Origin of the sequence: Arthrobacter parietis, from assembly GCF_039530425.1 — a bacterium.
GTDB lineage: Bacteria > Actinomycetota > Actinomycetes > Actinomycetales > Micrococcaceae > Arthrobacter_D > Arthrobacter_D parietis.
The window spans coordinates 378,289-396,353 of record NZ_BAAAON010000003.1; the positions used below are offsets into that span (position 1 = coordinate 378,289).

Genomic DNA, 18,065 nt, shown 5'->3' on the forward strand with positions numbered 1-18,065 from the left:
ACTTGCTGATCCATGTTCTGCAATCCACGATGAATACATGACATCTGAACTGAACTCATACGACGTCGTCGTTATCGGCGGCGGGGCTGCCGGCCTCAGCGCGGCACTGATGCTCGGGCGTACCCGCCGGAGTGTCGCGGTGGTCGATGCCGGCCACCCACGCAACTCCCCGGCCAGCGGTGTACACGGTTTCCTCACCCGCGAGGGCATGAACCCGCTGGACCTTGTGGCCGCGGGCCGGGCCGACGTCCAGCTGTACGGTGGCGTCATTGTTCCCGGCACCGCCGTCGACGTCGCTTCCACCGATGATTCCCGTGATCGCTTCCGCACCACGCTCGACGACGGGACGGTCCTCCACTCCCGCCGCCTGCTTCTGACCACAGGGCTCACGGACGTACTGCCGGAAATCCCAGGACTCCGCGAACGGTGGGGCCAGGAAGTGCTGCACTGCCCGTTCTGCCACGGCTGGGAGGTGCGCGACCAGCAGATCGGTATCCTCGGCACCAGCGCCATGTCAGTACATCAGGCACTGCTGTTCCGCCAGTGGAGCAACAACATCACCCTTTTTCTCAACGACACCGTTGAACCTACCGAAGAAGAATGGGAGCACCTGGCCGCCCGCGGCGTCACTGTGGTCGACGGCTCGGTTGCCCGTGTCCTGAACCAGAACGACGGCGGCACCCTCAGCGGTGTGGAACTCACCGGCGGCCGCGTGGTTCCGTTGGAAGCCCTCGTGGTTGCGCCGCGGTTCGTCGCCAACACCGGAATCTTCGCGAGTCTCGGCCTTGCTCCGGTCCAGCACCCGATGGGAGTCGGCGAGCACCTGGCCACGGATGAGATGGGCGCAACCGGCGTGGACGGCGTATGGGCAGCAGGAAACGTCGCCAACCTGATGCTGCAGGTGTTGCCGTCCGCTGCTTCGGGATCAGTGGCAGCGATGGCAATCAACAATGACCTGATGGTCGAAGAACTCCAGCAGGATCTTGCAGCTCACCGCGCATCTTCCATGGGTGCTTCCTCTTCCGCGGCAACCCTGCGGGATAGCAGGATAGGAGCGGAGGTTTCCTGATGCAGTCGCAGCACTCACACCACACGCCCAACGATCAGCACGACCACGGTCACCAGCACAATCATCACGACCACGGTTCCCGCGAGTTCGACGAAGCCTTCTGGGATGCACGTTATGGCGAAAAGAAGCGTATCTGGAGTGGTCGTCCCAATCCGCAACTAATCACTGAGGCAAACGGGTTACCGCCGGGCACAGCGCTCGACGTCGGCTGCGGAGAAGGTGCCGACGCCCTCTGGCTGGCCGAACAGGGTTGGCAAGTCACCGCCGTCGACATCTCAGCGGTTGCCCTTGCCCGCGCAGCCGAACACGAGCAGGAGCATCAGCAGGAGCAGCACAAGAACCAAAGCGGAAGCCAAGACCTCGCTACCCCGCCCGTGCGCTGGGAACATCACGATCTCACGGTCTGGGAACCTCCGGCCGGAGCATTCGATCTCGTCACGGCGCAGTACATGCACCTACCCACCGCGCAACGTGAACCGCTGTTCCGTAGCCTGGCACGCGCCGTCGCGCCGGGCGGAACCTTGTTCATCGTCGGGCACCATCCTTCAGACATGCAGAGCGGCGCATCACGACCCGATCTCCCGGATCTGTACTTCACGGCGGAGGACATAGTGGACCTGCTCGACGACGGTTGGGAACACCAGAGAGTCGAGTCCCGTCCGCGGGAAGCCAGCGGTCCTGACGGCGCCACACTCGCAGTAGCGGATGCGGTCTACCGGGGGCGCCGGCACGGCTGACAATCCAACCGGCCGCAGCCCTTAGAAGAGGCAGCCCTCAGAAAGACGTAGCCGTCAGAAGACAACCAGCGCCAGTCCAGGCGGCAAAAACGCGTTCCCTCGGCGCCGCGAAGGTACGGGTGACGGTGATCTGATTGGACATGTGAATCCTCTCTGCAGAACGGGAGCGTGGGCTCAGGCCCGGCCCTTCAGAATGGCGTACCAGTAGAGCCGGATGAACCCATACCGCTCCACGAGCCAGGTGAGTCGCTTCTCCTTTGCCAGACCCTTCCAGCCGGGAACGGATGGCTTTGGAGCGAGAGTGTCATCAAATTCGGCAAGCACCACGGTGGAGCGGCTCACCGTGAAAGGGCAGGCGCCATACCCGTTGTACTTCTGGCCAGGCTGATTGCCCTTGAGTACAGACTGCAGGTTCTTCGCGAGCACCTTGGTCTGCTGACGGAGCGCTGCACCGGACTTCGAGTTCGGTGTCCCTGCGGCGTCGCCGAGTGACCACACCGTTGGATGGGTGATGTGTCGGAGCGTGTGCTTGTCCACGGCGACGAAACCGTCGTCGTCGGCCAGTCCGGTGCTGCGGATCCAATCCGGAGCGGATTGCGGCGGTGCAGCGTGCAGGACGTCGTACCGGATCTGTTCCTCCGTACCGCGCGCGGTATCCCGAAGGGTGGCGAGGCGGCCCTCGGCGTCAACGGAGGTGAGCTCCGTGGTGCAGCGCAGCTCAATCCCGTACTCGGTGATCTTGCGGTTCAGCTCCTCGTCCACCACGTCGACGCCGTACACGCTACTGGTGGGCACCGCGAGGATGACGCGGATATTGTCCAGCACGCCCTGCGAGCGCCAGTAGTCGCACGCCAGGTACATCGGCTTCTGGGCAGCACCGCCGCAGGTGATGGGGCCGTCCGGCATGCTGAAGATGGCGGTCCCGGAGCGTAGGCCGCTCAGCAGCCGCCACGCTTTCACCGCCAAATCGAGGCTGTAATTCGTTGCGCCGTAGGGAGAATCGTAGGCGTCCTGCAGTCCGGGAATCCCGTTCCAGTTCTTCTGGATACCGGGACACACCACCAGGTGCTCATACGTGAAGGTCTGCCCGGACGCGAGCGTCACGGTCTTCGCCGACGGGTCGATGGCGGTCGCGGAGTCCCGGTGCCAGGTGACACCCTTTGGCATCACGGATTCCTGCGGTCGAACGGCCATTTCCGCTTTCGCTGTACCGCCGGCAATGTGGGAGAAGAACGGCTGGTAGAGATGCTGTTCGGTGGGGTCGACGACGGCAATACCCTTCACCCTGTAACGCTTCAGGCGGGCGGCGAGGGAAATACCCGCGTTCCCAGCTCCGATCACGAGTACCTGGTGGTGCCCCTTTTCCATCCGCTGGACGTCCTTGCTGCTGTGCATCGAGCACCTCCTGGGTCGAACTGTTGCCGAACAGAGACCGAATGCCTCGACCCTACCGGCTTTCTCACCACGCGATAACGACTCTATGCGGAGTGGGTGACCCGCCTCACACTCGAAGTCACACCACTTCGCTGTCGAGGGAGGACCATGAAAGCCGTCCGCGTGCACCGGTACCGGGAAGATCCGCACCTAGATGATGTTGACGAGCCCACCGTCATCGGCCCCTGGGATGTGATTGTCGAGGTGGGTGCGGCGGGGCTCTGCCGGACCGACCTCCATGTCATTGAAGGCCAGTGGGATCACATCCAGCATCCCTCACTCCCCTACATCCTCGGGCACGAAAACGCGGGCTGGGTGCGTGAAGTGGGAAGCGCCGTCAGCAACGTCAGCGCCGGAGACACCGTGATCATGCACCCGCTGGTGACCTGCGGACTCTGCATGGCCTGCCGCGAGGGCCAGGATTCCCACTGCGACAACGCCACCTTCCCCGGTCTCAACGTCGACGGCGGCATGGCCGAATACATGCGGACCAACGCCCGCTCAGTGGTGAAGCTCGATTCCTCCCTCCAGCCGGCCGACATCGCTGCCCTCGCCGACGCCGGCCTCACCGCGTACCACGCGGTCCGCAAGGCGGTTCCGCAACTGCCGCCCGGATCGCACGCGGTGGTCATCGGCAGCGGCGGCCTCGGCCACATCGGAGTCCAGTCCCTGAAGGCGCTGACGGCGGCAACCGTCACCGTAGTCGACCGCTCAGCCGAGGCACTTGAACTGGCACACTCACTCGGTGCAGACCATACCGTCAACGCTTCTTCCGACGGCAACGGCGACGCCGGCCGGTTGCTCGATATCACGGACGGCGGCGCACACGTGGTGTTCGACTTCGTGGGAGAGCACGGCACGGAGTCCCTCGGCGTCACGGCGCTGCGCAACCGCGGCAGCTACTACAGTATCGGCTACGGCGGCGCGGTGAATATCGACACGATCGAGATCATTTCGCGGGAAATCAACGTCGTCGGAAACCTGGTGGGGACCTACACCGATCTGGTCGAGCTGATGACGCTCACTGCCCAGGGCAAGGTAACGCTCCACACCCAGAAGTATGACCTCGAGGATGCGGTCCAGGCCATGCACGATCTTGACAGCGGCGCCCTGGTGGGCCGCGGCATCCTCGTCCCCCGTCTCAACAAGTAACTGCCACCAAGTACCGCATCTGAACCCGAAGGGTGATTCCCATGGCGTATCCCGCAAAGTATTCGGCGCTCAATGAGCTGCAGCTATCGGAGGAGGCACGGCGAACGCTCACGCGCATCATCCGCGTGGCCTTTCCGCATCCTGCGGTTCCTGACGGGCCGTACGAACGCATGACCGAGAAGATCGTGTCGGAGGCGCAGGCGTCCACGTGGTTCCGGGTGGCGCTGACTCAAGGCCTGCTCACTCTCGACTCACTCACCGAGGAGCATTTCCTGGACCTTCCTGACGACCGCGCGCTCGCCGTGCTCAAGCGCATCAGCGACCTCGACTTCTTCGGCTTCATCCGGCGCACCACCGTCCTGAATTTCTACGACGATCCGCAGGTCTGGGACGTCCTCGGTTACGAGGGCGAGTCCTTCTCCAAGGGCGGCTACATCAACCGCGGTTTCAACGACCTCGACTGGCTGCCCGAGCCTCGCATCGAGGAGAGCGACGAGGACCTGACCGAGGTCGGCCCGTTGCCCTACAACATTGCCCAGCAGGCACCCGACCGCGCGGAACCGGCGGGCCAGACCGGGGGCGTGCCCTCCGATGAGCAGTTCTCGGACCTCTTCAAGGGCTCCGACACCGTCAACGAAGGGAACACAGCATCATGACCACGGCCGAATCTGCCCGTTTCGACCAGGACGACGCCGACGTCGTCGTCATCATCGGTTCCGGCGCCGGCGGCGGCACCCTCGCCCACGAACTCACCGAAAAGGGCGTGAAGGTGGTCCTCCTGGAGGCGGGTGGCCATCTGACCAACGAGGATTACCACAACAACGAGTGGGAGGCCTTCAACCAGATGGCCTGGCTGGACCCGCGCACCACGTCCGGTTCATGGCGGATTGCGCGCGACTTCCCGAACCTGCCCGCGTGGCTCGTCAAGGCGGTCGGCGGAACGACGACGCACTGGTCCGGCGCCACCCCGCGGTTCAAGGCCCACGAGTTCAAGACCCGCACCGCCTACGGGCGGGTCGACGGCGCCAACCTGCTGGACTGGCCAATCACCCTCGATGACCTCGCACCGTATTACGACAGGGCAGAACAGAAGATCGGCAGTACACATCGTCATGGGCGTCCGGCGCTGCCCGCTAACAACAACTACAAGGTGCTCGCCGCCGGCGCCGAGCGCATCGGCTACCGCCACTATGCCACCGGACCGTACGGCACCAACGCTGAGCCGTTCGACGGCCGGCCGGCGTCGATCCAGGACGGCTTCAACTTCCAGGGCGACAAGAACAAGTCCAAGTGGTCCACCCTGGTGTCCGAGATCCCCAAGGCGCTGATCACCGGAAAACTCGACCTTCGGCCCAACAGCCACGCCGTTCAGATCACGCACACCGCGGAGGGGCTGGTGGACAGCGTGCTCTATGTCGACGCCGAGGGGAACCTGCAGCGGCAGCGCGCCCGGATCGTCGCGGTGGCTGGCAACGCGATCGAGACGCCGCGCCTGCTCATGCTTTCGGGTTCGCCGATGTTCCCGGACGGTCTCGCGAACTCTTCGGGACAGCTGGGCCGCAACTACATGCGCCACACCACCGGATCCGTCTATGCGAAGTTCGACAAGCCGGTACACATGTACCGGGGAGAGACCATGGCCGGGCTGGTCGCGGATGAGTCCCGGCACGACGTCGACCGGGGCTTCGCCGGCGGCTACTACCTGGAGACCATCGCCCTCGGTCCGGCGTTCCTCGCCAGCTTTGTGGATCCGGGAGCCTGGGGTCCCGGATTCGCGTCGCTCCTCGATGACTACGAGAACACAGCCGGGCTCTGGATCGTGGGTGAGGACATGCCACAAGAGACCAATCGGGTGACGCTGAACACCGCGGTCACCGACAGGCTGGGGCTGCCGGTGCCGAACGTGCACTTCGACGACCACGAGAACGACACCGCGATGCGCAACCACGGGTACCAGCAGGCATCACTGCTGTACGAGGCGGTGGGCGCCCTGTCTTCGCACCACACGCCGCCCTACCCTGCGACTCACAACATGGGCACCGCACGGATGAGCGCCCGGCCGGAAGACGGTGTGGTCAACGGGTTCGGCCAGACCCACGATGTGAAGAACCTGTTCGTCTCGGACGGCTCCCAGTTCACCACCGGAGCTGCTGCCAATCCGACGCTGACGATTGTGGCGCTGGCGATCCGCCAGGCTGACTACATGGCACAGCAGATGGCCTCGGCCGCCCTCTGAGGTTCGGTCCGGAACTCTGGTCGGCGCGCTCCCGTGATCCCCCACCGCGGGTGCGCTGCCGGCCAGTTTCCTGTCCCGGGACCCGCCAGTGTTGGAAAAAGCTCAGGTACCGTGCGGTAGTACCGAAGTTGCCCGAAGCGCCCTGCTGACCCGGTCCGCCGTGTCCCGCAGCAGGACGGCGAGTTTTGCAGATCGGGCATCGAACTCAGCCGCATCCATCGACACTGCCACGGAGCCGACAATCTGACCCGCCGCATTGCGCACGGGAGCGGCAATGCAGGACGCCCCCTCAATGAACTCCTCACGTTCAATGGCGATGCCGCCTTCGCGGACCCGGTCAAGCTCGGAATCCAGCGCATCGGACGTGCCGATAGTCTGTGCCGTCATCGCGGGCAGGCCCTGCCGACGCAGGAGGGCAGCGCGCTCTGCCGGTTCCATGCCGGCCAGGAGGATTTTCCCGAACGCGGTCGCGTGGGCGGCGTCGTTGAAGCCGAAGCCAAGCGGAGTGATGCGCGGGCGGCGCGGTGAGTCGACCACGTGCGCCACGACAATATGGTCTCCCCGGTGAACGGCGTAGTAGGCCGCAGCGTCACCCCGGGCATGCAGTTCGAGAATGAGCCGCGCAACTGCCGGAGGCGTGCCGATCTGCCGGTGCAGCGAGGTATCCAGTGCGTGCAGCTTGTAGCCGAGCGCATACCGGCTTTCCTTCTTGAGATGGACGAGGTGTTCGGACCCCACCAGCAGCTTCAGGAGGCGGTAGACCGTGGGAAGCGGCATGTCGAGCTTCTCCGCGATCTGCTTGGCGGTCAGTCCACGGCGGTCGGAGGCCACAGCGTCGAGCAGTGCGAAGGCTTTCTGGACAGAAGCCATGCCCCCCAGTGCATCATTGCGTCCCATAGGGCTATCTTCGCCGGTGTCGCCCGCTTATGCCACATGCCCCGCAGTGACAGCACGGACGTGAACGGGAGCCCCGAGCTTTGCCCGGAGCTCCCGTTCACGTAGCAAGGTTCCTAGTCGACGCTGAGTTCGTCCATGCGGTTCCAGCCGTTGGCCGAAATCTTCTCGCTGATGATTTGCGGCGTTTCGACCAGCGCCTGCGGCATATCCTTCATCGCCTGCTGGAAGTGGTCGCTGTTGACGTGGTCGCCCGCGGCGTCGTCCTCGAAGGCCTCGACCAGCACAAACTCATTCGGGTTGTCCACGCTCCGCGACCAGTCGAACCACAGGTTGCCCGGTTCGGCGCGGGTGGCTTCGGTAAAGCCTCGGGTGAGGTCAAGCCAACGGTCGCTCCAGTCGGGCTTCACCTTGAATTTGACGACGATGAAGATCATGCTGCTGCCTTTCGTTCGGGTGCGCTGCTCTCATGTGGGTCCTAGTCTGCTGCCGACCGTGGCAACGCGGAAGACCGCTTTTCACAGGGTGAGAATGTGTTGCATACTCCTCCGCTGACCGGACCTAGTCTGGGCACGTGTGCAGCACGCTTCTACCGCTGCCGTCGTCGTCCATTGCCCAGGGAGGTAACCATGCTGACCGATTTCCTCGCCGCGGTCGCCGATCCGTCCCGGATCAGCGACCGGGCTATCGACCGGCACGCCAAGGCGCACGACGCATCGCACTTCCTGCTGATTCCAGAGGCGGTGGCAACGCCGTCGGACGCCGTCGAGGTCGGCAGGCTGCTCCGCGCCAGCGCCGCCGCGGGGATGCCGCTGACTCTACGTTCCGGCGGGACGAGCCTCAGCGGACAAGCGGTAAGCGACGGCCTGCTGGTCGACGTGCGGCGTAATTTCCGGAACATCGAAGTGCTCGACGACGGCGCACGGGTACGCGTGCAGCCCGGCGTCACGGTGCGGATGCTCAACAGCCACCTGCTGCGTTACGGACGCAAATTCGGGCCGGACCCGGCGAGCGAATCCGCGTGCACCATCGGCGGCGTCATTGCCAACAATTCCTCCGGGATGCACTGCGGCATAGTGGACAACGCCTACCGGACGCTGGAGTCCCTGACGGTTGTCCTGAGCAGTGGGACCGTGATCGACACAGCCGCGCCGGATGCTGACAAGCGCCTTTACGCGGCGGAGCCTGAGCTTCACGAGGGGCTCCGCCGGCTGGCCGCGCGCGTCCGGTCCGACGCCGCATCAGCCTCGACAGTGCGGCGGCAGTTCGCCATGAAGAACACCATGGGCTACGGGCTGAACTCGCTACTCGATTTCCAGCGTCCTGTGGACATCCTGGCGCACCTGATGGTCGGCAGTGAAGGAACGCTCGGTTTCGTGGCGGATGCGGTGTTCCGCACCGTACCTATCAGGGCGCATACGGCGACGGCACTGCTGGTCTTCCCTGATCTGGCGACCGCCAATTCCGCGCTGCCGGCGCTCGTGGAATCAGGCGCTGCGACAGCGGAATTAATGGATGCGCTGTCCCTTCGGGTCGGCCAGTCAATTCCTGACACTCCCCCGGCGGTACGCGGCCTGTCCGTCGAGGATCACGCGGCACTGCTCGTGGAATACTCGGCTGATTCTCCTGAACGTCTCACCGATGCGGTTGCCAAGGGCGCGGATGGCCTGAAGCCCTTCAGACTGACGATGCCGGCCACCTTCAGCACCGACCCTGTTGCACGGGCGGAACTGTGGCATCTGCGCAAGGGGCTGTACGCGTCTGTCGCCGGTGCCCGCCCTCCCGGCACGACCGCACTGCTCGAGGACATCGTGGTTCCGGTGCCTTCCCTTGCCCGTACGTGCGGCACGCTGTCCGAGCTGTTTGACCGCTACGGGTACCGCAACAGCGTGATTTTTGGGCACGCCAAGGACGGCAACATCCATTTCATGCTGACCGACGGGTTTGCTTCCGCCCCTGAACTGGACCGTTACCACGCCTTCACCGAGGACATGGTTGACCTGGTGCTGGCCGAAGGCGGGTCCCTCAAGGCAGAACACGGCACCGGCCGCGTCATGGCCCCATACGTCCGTCGCCAGTACGGCGACGCACTGTACGGGGTCATGCAGGACATTAAGGCGCTGTTCGACCCTTCCGGAATGCTCAATCCCGGCGTCATCATCAATGACGACCCGCAGGCACATCTGCGCCATATCAAGACGGCGCCCGCCGTGGCCGAGGAGGTAGACCGGTGCGTCTCGTGCGGCTACTGCGAACCGGTATGCCCCAGCAAGGACATCACCCTCACGCCGCGGCAGCGCATCGTGACCCTGCGGGCCATCGAGCAAGCCCGCATCGACGGGGATACGGCGCTGGTCGAAGCGCTGGAGAAGGACTACGACTACGAGTCGGTCCAGACGTGCGCGGTCGACGGAATGTGCCAGACCGCATGTCCGGTGGACATCAATACGGGCACCCTGGTCAAACGGCTTCGCCGCGAAAGCGCGAATCCGGTAGCGGCCAAAATCTGGGAGACGGCGGCAGGACACTGGGGGCCGGCAAGCCGCGGTGCGGCGGCTGCGCTCACGGTGGCAGACAGGATTCCGACGCCGGTGATCCGCGCTCCGAACGTGGCCGCCCGTGCCGTACTTGGCACGGATAACGTGCCCCTCTACTCACCGGACCTGCCCGCCGGTGGGCACTCCCGGCGTCGTCCGCGTCCGGCAACTGCGCCGGACGCGGTGTATTTCCCGGCGTGTGTGGGAACAATGTTCGGACCGGCAGAGCCCGGCGATGACGGCGTGCAGGCCAGCTTCGAACAGCTCTGCCGGTTTGCCGGGATCACTCTCCTGGTTCCGGCCGCCATCGACGGGATGTGCTGTGGAACCCCGTGGTCGTCGAAGGGCATGGTTGCCGGTGCCCACGCCATGCGCCGGCACGTCCTTGAGGAATTGCGTGAAGTCACCAACGACGGCGAGCTGCCCGTGATCGTCGACGCCGCCTCCTGCACGGAGGGGCTTCTGGCCACGCTGGAGGCTGAGGCGACGGCGGGAGGGCAACGGCCCCTACGAATCATCGACGCTGTGAAATTTACCGCCGATCGCATCCTGCCGCTGCTCGGCCCCTACCCAAAACTGGATTCACTGGCGCTTCATCCGACGTGCTCGTCTACACGGCTCGGTTTGAACGAGTCCCTGCAGCAGGTGGCTTCCGCGGTGGCGGAATCGGTTCGGGTACCGGCGACGTGGGGTTGCTGTGCCTTCGCCGGGGACCGCGGAATGCTCCACCCCGAGCTCACTGCCTCGGCGACGAGCGCACAGGCCACAGAGGTCCGCGCGTTTGGGGCACGTGCACATGCCTCCTGCAACCGCACCTGCGAACTCGGCATGACGAGGGCTACCGAACGGAGCTACCACCACATTCTCGAGTTGCTGGCCGGGCAGGCGGGGAGAGGGGTAGACGGGAGGATAAGACGGTGAGTTGCGTCAGCGGCGCACCTCTTGATCAATTGCGGATGCGCGGGAGTACGGTCTTCTCTCAGACGGTGCAGGCACTGCTTTCATTGCATGGCCTGCAATGCATGCAACGTTTCGGAAGGACTATGTCGCCCGAATCGCCCCTGCGAGATCAAGGAGACTAACCACCTCCAGGTCCGGTGCGTCAAAGTACTCGGGATACGAGGTACCGGTCCGGTTGATCCAGGCGGTCCGGAGCCCTGCCCGATGAGCGCCATGAATATCCCAGGGATGCACGGCGACCAGCAGCATCTCCTGCGTCTGCCTGCCGAGTTCCATGGCTGCGTACTGGTAAGCGCTGTTCCCGGGCTTCCAGACGGGTGCGTCCGCGACGCTGAGGAGCCGCGCGAAGTGCCCGCGGATGCCGGCTCGCTCAAAAAGACCGTCCGCCACTGAAGTAGCACCGTTGCTCAAGGTGACCAGCTCCGCCTGGTGAGACAGGGCTTCAACGCCGGGCACGACGTCGTCGTGCACTGGCAGAGACGTCAGCGTAGTCATGATGTTTTCCACTGCGGCAGCGTGGTCTCCTCCGCCACGGGTGTCGGCGCACAGCCGCTCCAGGCTGTCTTTGGCGAGCTCGGCGAACCCGGGGTTGTCATTGGTGACGGTGAGCGCGAATCCGTCCCGAAGTATCCCGGCGAACCACACCCGGGCGGCCAGCGGCGGAAGCCCCTCTGCTTCGAATGCCTTCGCGAGGGGACTCAGGTCGGACAGGGTTTCGTTAACGTCGAAGACGATGGTCCGGGGCATTTCAGTCATGGTGGCAACGTTCGCAGACTTGCGCGAGCGGCGATACCCCGCCACCCGGCACGGGACCGGCCCACCCAGCTGAGCAACTGGATGGGCCGGAACCGCGTGTGCCCACCGGGTACATCAACCCGGTGGGCACACGCAGCAGAAAACTAGTTCGCGAAAACGTCCTGCAGGCGCGGGCCGATCCACAGGGCAACCGAGTCACCGCCGTTGTTCAGCACGGAAGCTCCGCCGCCGTTGTAGTAGGCCTCAGCTGAGTTGGTACCCGGACCCGCGTAGACACGCAGCTCGGCACCCGGAGCCAGGACGTAACCTTGACCGACGGTGAGGATGTTGTTCGCGGCATCGCGGATGATCGCGCCACTTACATCAACGCTCGCTGCCGACGTGTTGCGGAGCAGGACATACTCACCGTTCTCGGGCTGGACATCATCACCGGGCACGTTGTTGGCAGCATCCGCGATTTCAACGCCGGCTCCCGGGAACACAGGCTGACCCTGAAGGAAGCGCTGGTTCTGGATCGGGAAGTCAGTAGTCACCGCATCGACGCCAAGGTCGAGCGAATACTGCACAGCCTCAGGCGAGTTCACGGTGTACACACCGAGGATCAGACCGGCACCCTTGACGTCGGCAACGTTCTGTGGCGTCAGCGTGCGGTAGTTGGTGCCCACCGAATCGGCAAACGTTGCCCAGGAGTCGACGACAGCACGCGCAGGGACCACGCTGGTGAGCTGCTGCAACTCGATCTCCGGCGCAATCGCTGCGAAGCGGCGGTTTGAAGCCTCATCGAAACCGAGAACCTGGATCTTGTCCGCGGCTACCAGCTGAGTCCACTTGGGATCGTTGCGCAGTTCGTCGGCAACAACCTGCTCAACACCGGGCGAATTCACGGGAGCCTTGATCTCGATGTACACGCCCGTCTTCACGGTCGCGACCCTGGCGGCGTCGTCAAGGTGCGGGATGCGCTCACCCTCGTATTTTTCGTCGAAGTATGCCCCGGCATCGAGCTGCTGAAGTTCCGCCCAGGTGAAGGACGTGATGGGGTCGTTCTCGCGGCCCGGGAACACTTCTTCCACGTTCGTGGTGCGCGCAGGAGTGTTGTCGTGAAAGAGGAATGGCACGCCGTCGGCACTCAGCTGAACGTCGATCTCAAAGAAGTCAGCACCCGAAGCACGGCCGTCCTTGAACGCCGCGACAGTATTCTCCGGTGCCGTGCCGGCGGCTCCGCGGTGCCCGATGAGAATGGGAGCGTCGCTTGCCTTCTGTGCGGGCAGAGCGTGTTCCTTCTGGGCGGGCGCTGCATGTGCGACGGCGGCAGTCGCGGTCACGAGCATCAACCCGGCTGCAGTGGTCGCAATAATTCTGGTGAGGCGATAGGCCATGAGGTTCGGTCCCTTTCGGATGGGTGTGGGTGGTTCCTCATCCGATGCAACAGGCCGCCGAAGTCCACCCGGTCAACGCGGAATGAACGGCGGGTGAAAGCAAACATTCCATCCGCGTTGAGTTGGCAGTGGGTCAGCCGCGTGCGTAACGGCGCACGAAGTTGTTGAGGATCTTCGGCGGCCATGTGACAGACGCAGCCTTCGCACGCTCGATCACGGTCTCTGCCTGATCGGGCGGAAAGTAGCCCGCATGACGGTAGATCCGAATGCGTTCAACGAGTGCATCCACGTCGAGCTCGGGATGAAATTGCGTGGCGTAGAGGTTCTGCTGGACCCGGAACATCTGAACCGGACAGGACGACGACGACGCCAGCAGCACCGCGCCCGCCGGAAGCGTTGCGCACGCCTCCTTGTGCCCAACAAATGCATCGAAGCGAAGCGGAAGCCCGGCCAACAGCGGGTCCGCTGCGCCGTCGTCGTTCACTGTGATTTCGGTGGGACCAATGGGCTCAGCAAAGGTGCGGTCAATGACGGCGCCCTGGTGCCGCCCGAGCGTTCCCACGCCGTAGCAGGCACCAAGGAACGGAAAATCGTTTTCGACCACGCGATCGAGCAGCTCACCAAGCTCCCGTTCCACCCGGTGCTGCGTCGGAGACTTGGTGTCCTCCGCATCAGACGAGTTGAAGGGACTTCCACCCAGGAAGATTCCCGAATAGTCCTCGAGGCGGAGGGCAGGCAGCGGCTCCTGCTCCACCCGGATGCGGTGAAGGTTCGACGGCGCCAGTCCAGTGAAACGGAGAAAGCTCCGGTATTCGCCTTCGGCAGCAGCATCCTCGGCACGGGTGGCCAACAGCAGGAACGGTAGCACCCGTCGATCCTACTGCCGGGCGAAATTTTCCACCCGATCACTCGCAAAATGCTAAGCATGCTGATAAACATTAAGGGAGCCGTTTTCCAAACATCCCCATCGGATTACGGCACACCCAAGTCTAAGGAGAGCATCATGGCAGGAAACACGCTTGTACGGTCCCTACACGATCTCAGTGCTGCGGCTTGGTTCGGCGGATCGCTCATGGGCGCCGTCGGCCTGAACGGCGCAGCGGCCGAAGCCAAGGACCCGACAGAACGCACCCGTCTTTCCACCGTTGGCTGGGCACGCTGGACCCCGGTGCAGATCGCAGCGTTCGGCGCACACGCAGTTGGCGGCATCGGCCTCATCGCAGCGAACAAGGGACGGCTTGCCGGTCAATCCGGCGCTGTTGCCAATACCGTGGTGAAGTCAGCAATCACGGTGGTCGGCATGGCAGCATCCCTCTACTCGGGCATGCTCGGCAAGAAGGTGGGCGAACTGAGCCAGCACGGAGCTGCCGGCGCAACTGAGCCCAAGCCCGGAGCACCGGAGGAGCTGAAGAAAGCCCAGTCGCAGCTGAAAACACTCCAGTGGATCCTGCCCGCCCTCAGCGGCGCAGTGATTGTGCTTGGCGCCAACCAGGGTGAGCAGCAGCGTCCCAAGAACCTACTTGACGGCATCTTCAACCGCTGAGTACCCAGAAGCCCGGCCCGTCGTTTCCCCCAAACGGCGGGCCTCTTCGGTTAACCCCGAGGAAATTTTGTGCAGCTACGGCGGGTTCCGGCGCTGGAAAGCCACCGGAGCTGCGCAAAAGTTCCCATCGATAGACAACGAACAGTGGAGGAAAAATCATGGGCCAGCCAGCACAGCAGCAGGATGTACCGGGCGTTCAGTCGGCGATGGAACCCATCCCTGACTGCGGTGAGGAAAGCTATCGCGGCAGCGGCAAACTGACCGGCAAGGCAGCGGTCATCACCGGCGGTGACAGCGGGATCGGCCGCGCGGTGGCCATCGCTTTTGCACGTGAAGGCGCGGACATCCTGATCTCCTACCTGAACGAGGACGAGGACGCCAGGGAAACAGCACGTTACATCGAGGAAGCGGGCCGGAAAGCAGTCCTCGTTCCGGGCGAACTGTCGGATTCACAGCATTGCCGCGACATCATCGACCGGGCAGTGCAGGAGTTTGGCAAGGTGGACATCCTCGTCAGCAACGCCGCCTACCAGATGAGCCACCAGACCCTCGACGAGATCACTGAAGAGGAGTGGGAATACACCTTCAAGGTGAACGTGTCAGCGATGTTCCACCTCGTCAAGGCCGCCCTGCCGCACATGGCTCCGGGTTCTTCGATCATCGGCAGCTCATCGGTGAACTCGGACATGCCGAGCCCCGCGTTGGCGCCCTACGCCGCAACCAAAGCAGCCATCGCCAACTTCTCAGCGAGCCTCGCGCAAATGCTCGGCGAAAAGGGAATCCGCGTCAACAGTGTCGCGCCCGGCCCCATCTGGACGCCGCTCATTCCCTCGACCATGCCCGAAGAAAAGGTCAAGCAGTTCGGCGACGATACTCCTCTGGGACGCGCCGGCCAGCCCGCCGAACTCGCTCCTGCCTATGTTCTCCTCGCGTCCGACGACGGTAGCTACATGTCAGGCGCCCGGATCGCCGTCACCGGCGGCCGGCCCATCCTGTAGCGCGGCCCTTACGGTGGATCACCACTTCAAGTGAGCAGGACACACCCTCAATGACTCTCCGAAAGGGGTATGTCCTGACAACTCAACGCGAGGAGGATGGACGCCGTGGGCTTAACCGCCTGCGGCGTCCCGCGCGAGACGGAAGGATGGACGCATGGAATTCAACCGGCTGCTGCAGATCAAGCGCATCTATGCGCAGCCTGCCGCCCTGGAGTTGCCCCGCGGCAAGGAGATTGTGGAGCGGTGGCCGGAAGCCGACGTCGTGCTGGTGGACAACCACTGGAACATCCCGGAAGTCCACGGTGATGAAACAAACGTCCCGCGCTGGTCACGGATCAAGACCGAGGCGCTGGTCCTCGGCGTCAAGAAGGCACTCACCGTCAAGCCGAACGGCAGGTCAGCAGACTTCATCGCCCCCTCATCCGCCAACGGTTGCGCCATGGCGTGCGCCTACTGCTACGTTCCCCGCCACAAGGGGTACAGCAACCCGGTGACGGTGTTCGCCAACATCGACCAGATCGCCGGCGCGCTTGAACGGCACGCCACGCGTCAGGGGATGAAGCTCGAACCTAACCAGTGTGATCCCGAGCTGTGGGTCTATGACATCGGGGAAAACAGCGATTGCTCCGTAGATGCCCTGATCAGCGACAACGTCAAGGACCTGGTCGAGCTCTTCCGTGACCTGCCCACCGCCAAGCTCTCGTTCGCCACCAAGTACGTCAATCCGGCAATGCTGAGCTGGGACCACGGCGGCCGCACCCGGATCCGCTTTTCCCTCATGCCCGCGGACCTCGCCAAGTCGATCGACGTTCGCACCTCACCCGTGCCAGAGCGGATGGCCGCGATCAACGATTTCGTTGACGCCGGGTACGAAGTCCACGTGAACTTCTCCCCCGTGATCATCACGGATACCTGGCTCCGCGACTGGGGGGACCTCCTCCGCCAGCTCGATGCGACGCTCACCCCTGCAGCAAAGGCTCAGCTCGCAGCCGAAGTCATCTTCCTCACCCACAACGAGCGCCTGCACGAGGTCAACCTCGGATGGCACCCGCAGGCCGAGAACGTGCTGTGGCGGCCAGACCTGCAGGAGTCGAAGGTCTCTTCCAACGGCTTTACCAACGTCCGTTACCGATCCGGCGCCAAGGGGCGCTACGTGCGGCAGCTGACCGAGCTCATCGAGGAGATAGCACCGTACTGCCGGGTTCGCTACGCGTTCTGATGATTCCTGGAGGGAAGCATTCCTGGGGGTGAGCATTCCTGAACGGACAGAGGCACCACCCGTGGGCCAGCGCCGCTCCGACTTCAGGCTTCGCTCTCAGGAAGTTCCATACAGGGCGCCCAGAGCAGGGAGGTGATGTCTTCGTGCGTCATTCCCGCAGCCACCGCAATTGCGTCTACCGGACATCCTTCGGACGCGGCCCGCTCGATCGCCTCGGCAAGACCGGCTCGAGCACGATCCAGCTTCCACTCGAACGACTCGACCGCCCCGGCGGCGGCAATGACCCGTTCTGTACCTGAGGCGCTGTCGTCGAACGCCACGTCGATTTCGGACATCCACAGCTGGTCGCCCAAATCCAAGGCGTTACCAGCAGAACCCGAGACAAACTCCCCGGGGGACTCGTGAGCGATGGTGATCATCGGCGGCTCTCTATCAATAGGTGGAATAGTAACTAGCCTGACTAGTTATATATGACCTTAGCTTGACTGTCCATCACCAGAAACAGACCAAAAGCTGAGTCGCTCTTGAGGCGGTCTCGAAACCTTTCCCGACCTTGAGATTCGCTAGGTGGCCTAGCATATAGCTGAGCGATAAAATGATTGACATGGAGACCGCAATGAACCCCGACGGCGCAGGCTATTGGTACGCCGACCAGGACACCCCTGGCAGCGTTGACGTGCTCAACGCGCTCCGCGCGTACCGTGCCGCAGAAGCCGAGATGCGCCGTCGAACCCGTGATTCCATGAAGATGAATGAAACAGACCTTCTGGCTATCAGGTATGCCATGCGAGCCCACAAGGCCGGGCATTGCATCAGTCCCAAGGACCTCTCACGCATGCTGAAGATTTCGACGGCGTCCACCACCGGACTCGTTGACCGTCTCGTTGCGAGCGGACACCTGATCCGACGGCCACATCCTACCGACCGGCGTTCCGTCGAGATCATCCCGACCGGCAGTGCTGACACAGAAGTACGTGAAACCCTTGGCGGGATGCACAAGCGGATGCTTGAAGTTGCTGAATCACTGACCACCGAGGAGGCACTGCATGTCACGCGGTTTCTTGAACGCATGACCTGGGCTGTGGAACAAGAGGACCCGCCCCATCACCCCTGACACCAACAGAAGCACAACCAACCACAAGGATTCGTTGCAC

17 protein-coding genes are annotated in these 18,065 nt (G+C 63.6%); 10 read left to right on the forward strand and 7 right to left on the reverse strand.

Annotated features, from left to right (window positions below; genetic code table 11):
• Positions 1–37 precede the first annotated feature (37 nt).
• Both ABFX19_RS13895 and ABFX19_RS13900 read left to right on the forward strand, forming a co-directional pair.
• Complete coding sequence (locus tag ABFX19_RS13895) at positions 38–1,069, forward strand: NAD(P)/FAD-dependent oxidoreductase (protein ID WP_346028636.1); 1,032 nt, start codon at positions 38–40, stop codon at positions 1,067–1,069.
• Positions 1,069–1,806 (forward strand): class I SAM-dependent methyltransferase, encoded by a 738-nt coding sequence (locus tag ABFX19_RS13900; RefSeq protein WP_346028637.1) that lies wholly within the window; start codon positions 1,069–1,071, stop codon positions 1,804–1,806. Before ABFX19_RS13895 ends, ABFX19_RS13900 begins: the two co-directional genes overlap by 1 nt.
• 174 nt (positions 1,807–1,980) lie before the next feature.
• Here the strand turns inward: ABFX19_RS13900 and ABFX19_RS13905 are convergent, their stop codons facing one another.
• Positions 1,981–3,201, reverse strand: a complete 1,221-nt coding sequence (locus ABFX19_RS13905; protein WP_346028638.1) for an NAD(P)/FAD-dependent oxidoreductase — start codon at positions 3,199–3,201, stop codon at positions 1,981–1,983.
• A 147-nt stretch (positions 3,202–3,348) separates the two neighbouring features.
• On the opposite strand from ABFX19_RS13905, the gene ABFX19_RS13910 reads away from it, so the two are divergent.
• The 3 genes from ABFX19_RS13910 to ABFX19_RS13920 are packed head-to-tail and all read left to right on the forward strand — an operon-like array spanning position 3,349 to position 6,628.
• Positions 3,349–4,392, forward strand: a complete 1,044-nt coding sequence (locus ABFX19_RS13910) for an NAD(P)-dependent alcohol dehydrogenase (RefSeq protein ID WP_277357023.1) — start codon at positions 3,349–3,351, stop codon at positions 4,390–4,392.
• Between the two features lie 41 nt (positions 4,393–4,433).
• The gene (locus tag ABFX19_RS13915; protein ID WP_277357024.1) at positions 4,434–5,048 is read left to right on the forward strand and encodes a hypothetical protein; all 615 of its coding nucleotides are present in this window, start codon (positions 4,434–4,436) and stop codon (positions 5,046–5,048) included.
• The gene (locus ABFX19_RS13920; protein WP_277357025.1) at positions 5,045–6,628 is read left to right on the forward strand and encodes a GMC family oxidoreductase; all 1,584 of its coding nucleotides are present in this window, start codon (positions 5,045–5,047) and stop codon (positions 6,626–6,628) included. Before ABFX19_RS13915 ends, ABFX19_RS13920 begins: the two co-directional genes overlap by 4 nt.
• A gap of 102 nt (positions 6,629–6,730) precedes the next feature.
• Here ABFX19_RS13920 and ABFX19_RS13925 read toward each other — a convergent pair whose 3' ends face one another.
• The gene (locus tag ABFX19_RS13925) at positions 6,731–7,525 is read right to left on the reverse strand and encodes an IclR family transcriptional regulator (protein ID WP_346028639.1); all 795 of its coding nucleotides are present in this window, start codon (positions 7,523–7,525) and stop codon (positions 6,731–6,733) included.
• 113 nt (positions 7,526–7,638) lie between these two features.
• Positions 7,639–7,959: a putative quinol monooxygenase gene (locus tag ABFX19_RS13930; protein WP_346028640.1), complete on the reverse strand. Its 321-nt coding sequence runs from the start codon at positions 7,957–7,959 to the stop codon at positions 7,639–7,641.
• Between the two features lie 192 nt (positions 7,960–8,151).
• Between ABFX19_RS13930 and ABFX19_RS13935 the strand changes: the two genes are divergently transcribed.
• The gene (locus ABFX19_RS13935) at positions 8,152–10,980 is read left to right on the forward strand and encodes an FAD-binding and (Fe-S)-binding domain-containing protein (protein WP_346028641.1); all 2,829 of its coding nucleotides are present in this window, start codon (positions 8,152–8,154) and stop codon (positions 10,978–10,980) included.
• 120 nt (positions 10,981–11,100) lie between these two features.
• On the opposite strand, the gene ABFX19_RS13940 is transcribed toward ABFX19_RS13935, so the two are convergent.
• From ABFX19_RS13940 to ABFX19_RS13950, 3 genes are all read right to left on the reverse strand, one after another.
• Positions 11,101–11,775 (reverse strand): haloacid dehalogenase type II, encoded by a 675-nt coding sequence (locus ABFX19_RS13940; RefSeq protein WP_277357029.1) that lies wholly within the window; start codon positions 11,773–11,775, stop codon positions 11,101–11,103.
• Positions 11,776–11,918: 143 nt separating this feature from the next.
• Positions 11,919–13,151, reverse strand: coding sequence for a glycerophosphodiester phosphodiesterase family protein (locus ABFX19_RS13945; RefSeq protein WP_346028642.1), 1,233 nt, complete (start codon positions 13,149–13,151; stop codon positions 11,919–11,921).
• 133 nt (positions 13,152–13,284) lie between these two features.
• Entirely contained in the window at positions 13,285–14,019 is a 735-nt protein-coding gene (locus ABFX19_RS13950) for a glutamine amidotransferase (protein ID WP_346028643.1), read from the reverse strand.
• 135 nt (positions 14,020–14,154) lie between these two features.
• On the opposite strand from ABFX19_RS13950, the gene ABFX19_RS13955 reads away from it, so the two are divergent.
• From ABFX19_RS13955 to ABFX19_RS13965, 3 genes are all read left to right on the forward strand, one after another.
• Positions 14,155–14,694 carry a hypothetical protein gene (locus ABFX19_RS13955; RefSeq protein ID WP_346028644.1) on the forward strand — a complete coding sequence of 180 codons (540 nt, stop codon included), beginning with the start codon at positions 14,155–14,157 and terminating at the stop codon, positions 14,692–14,694.
• Between the two features lie 158 nt (positions 14,695–14,852).
• A complete protein-coding gene (locus ABFX19_RS13960; RefSeq protein WP_346028645.1) occupies positions 14,853–15,692 on the forward strand; it encodes an SDR family oxidoreductase in 840 nt (279 codons plus the stop codon).
• Positions 15,693–15,846: 154 nt separating this feature from the next.
• Positions 15,847–16,911, forward strand: coding sequence for a spore photoproduct lyase family protein (locus ABFX19_RS13965; protein WP_346028646.1), 1,065 nt, complete (start codon positions 15,847–15,849; stop codon positions 16,909–16,911).
• A gap of 83 nt (positions 16,912–16,994) precedes the next feature.
• Here ABFX19_RS13965 and ABFX19_RS13970 read toward each other — a convergent pair whose 3' ends face one another.
• Positions 16,995–17,330 (reverse strand): hypothetical protein, encoded by a 336-nt coding sequence (locus tag ABFX19_RS13970; protein WP_346028647.1) that lies wholly within the window; start codon positions 17,328–17,330, stop codon positions 16,995–16,997.
• A 185-nt stretch (positions 17,331–17,515) separates the two neighbouring features.
• Between ABFX19_RS13970 and ABFX19_RS13975 the strand changes: the two genes are divergently transcribed.
• Positions 17,516–18,025: a MarR family winged helix-turn-helix transcriptional regulator gene (locus ABFX19_RS13975; protein ID WP_277357036.1), complete on the forward strand. Its 510-nt coding sequence runs from the start codon at positions 17,516–17,518 to the stop codon at positions 18,023–18,025.
• Positions 18,026–18,065: the final 40 nt, after the last annotated feature.

What these genes read in the sequence shown, in the direction of transcription:
- ABFX19_RS13895 (WP_346028636.1), top strand. Translation starts at nt 38, where the DNA reads ATGACATCTGAACTGAACTCATACGACGTCGTCGTTATCGGCGGCGGG.
- ABFX19_RS13900 (WP_346028637.1), top strand. Translation starts at nt 1,069, where the DNA reads ATGCAGTCGCAGCACTCACACCACACGCCCAACGATCAGCACGACCAC.
- ABFX19_RS13905 (WP_346028638.1), bottom strand. Translation starts at nt 3,201, where the DNA reads ATGCACAGCAGCAAGGACGTCCAGCGGATGGAAAAGGGGCACCACCAG.
- ABFX19_RS13910 (WP_277357023.1), top strand. Translation starts at nt 3,349, where the DNA reads ATGAAAGCCGTCCGCGTGCACCGGTACCGGGAAGATCCGCACCTAGAT.
- ABFX19_RS13915 (WP_277357024.1), top strand. Translation starts at nt 4,434, where the DNA reads ATGGCGTATCCCGCAAAGTATTCGGCGCTCAATGAGCTGCAGCTATCG.
- ABFX19_RS13920 (WP_277357025.1), top strand. Translation starts at nt 5,045, where the DNA reads ATGACCACGGCCGAATCTGCCCGTTTCGACCAGGACGACGCCGACGTC.
- ABFX19_RS13925 (WP_346028639.1), bottom strand. Translation starts at nt 7,525, where the DNA reads ATGGGACGCAATGATGCACTGGGGGGCATGGCTTCTGTCCAGAAAGCC.
- ABFX19_RS13930 (WP_346028640.1), bottom strand. Translation starts at nt 7,959, where the DNA reads ATGATCTTCATCGTCGTCAAATTCAAGGTGAAGCCCGACTGGAGCGAC.
- ABFX19_RS13935 (WP_346028641.1), top strand. Translation starts at nt 8,152, where the DNA reads ATGCTGACCGATTTCCTCGCCGCGGTCGCCGATCCGTCCCGGATCAGC.
- ABFX19_RS13940 (WP_277357029.1), bottom strand. Translation starts at nt 11,775, where the DNA reads ATGACTGAAATGCCCCGGACCATCGTCTTCGACGTTAACGAAACCCTG.
- ABFX19_RS13945 (WP_346028642.1), bottom strand. Translation starts at nt 13,151, where the DNA reads ATGGCCTATCGCCTCACCAGAATTATTGCGACCACTGCAGCCGGGTTG.
- ABFX19_RS13955 (WP_346028644.1), top strand. Translation starts at nt 14,155, where the DNA reads ATGGCAGGAAACACGCTTGTACGGTCCCTACACGATCTCAGTGCTGCG.
- ABFX19_RS13960 (WP_346028645.1), top strand. Translation starts at nt 14,853, where the DNA reads ATGGGCCAGCCAGCACAGCAGCAGGATGTACCGGGCGTTCAGTCGGCG.
- ABFX19_RS13965 (WP_346028646.1), top strand. Translation starts at nt 15,847, where the DNA reads ATGGAATTCAACCGGCTGCTGCAGATCAAGCGCATCTATGCGCAGCCT.
- ABFX19_RS13970 (WP_346028647.1), bottom strand. Translation starts at nt 17,330, where the DNA reads ATGATCACCATCGCTCACGAGTCCCCCGGGGAGTTTGTCTCGGGTTCT.
- ABFX19_RS13975 (WP_277357036.1), top strand. Translation starts at nt 17,516, where the DNA reads ATGGAGACCGCAATGAACCCCGACGGCGCAGGCTATTGGTACGCCGAC.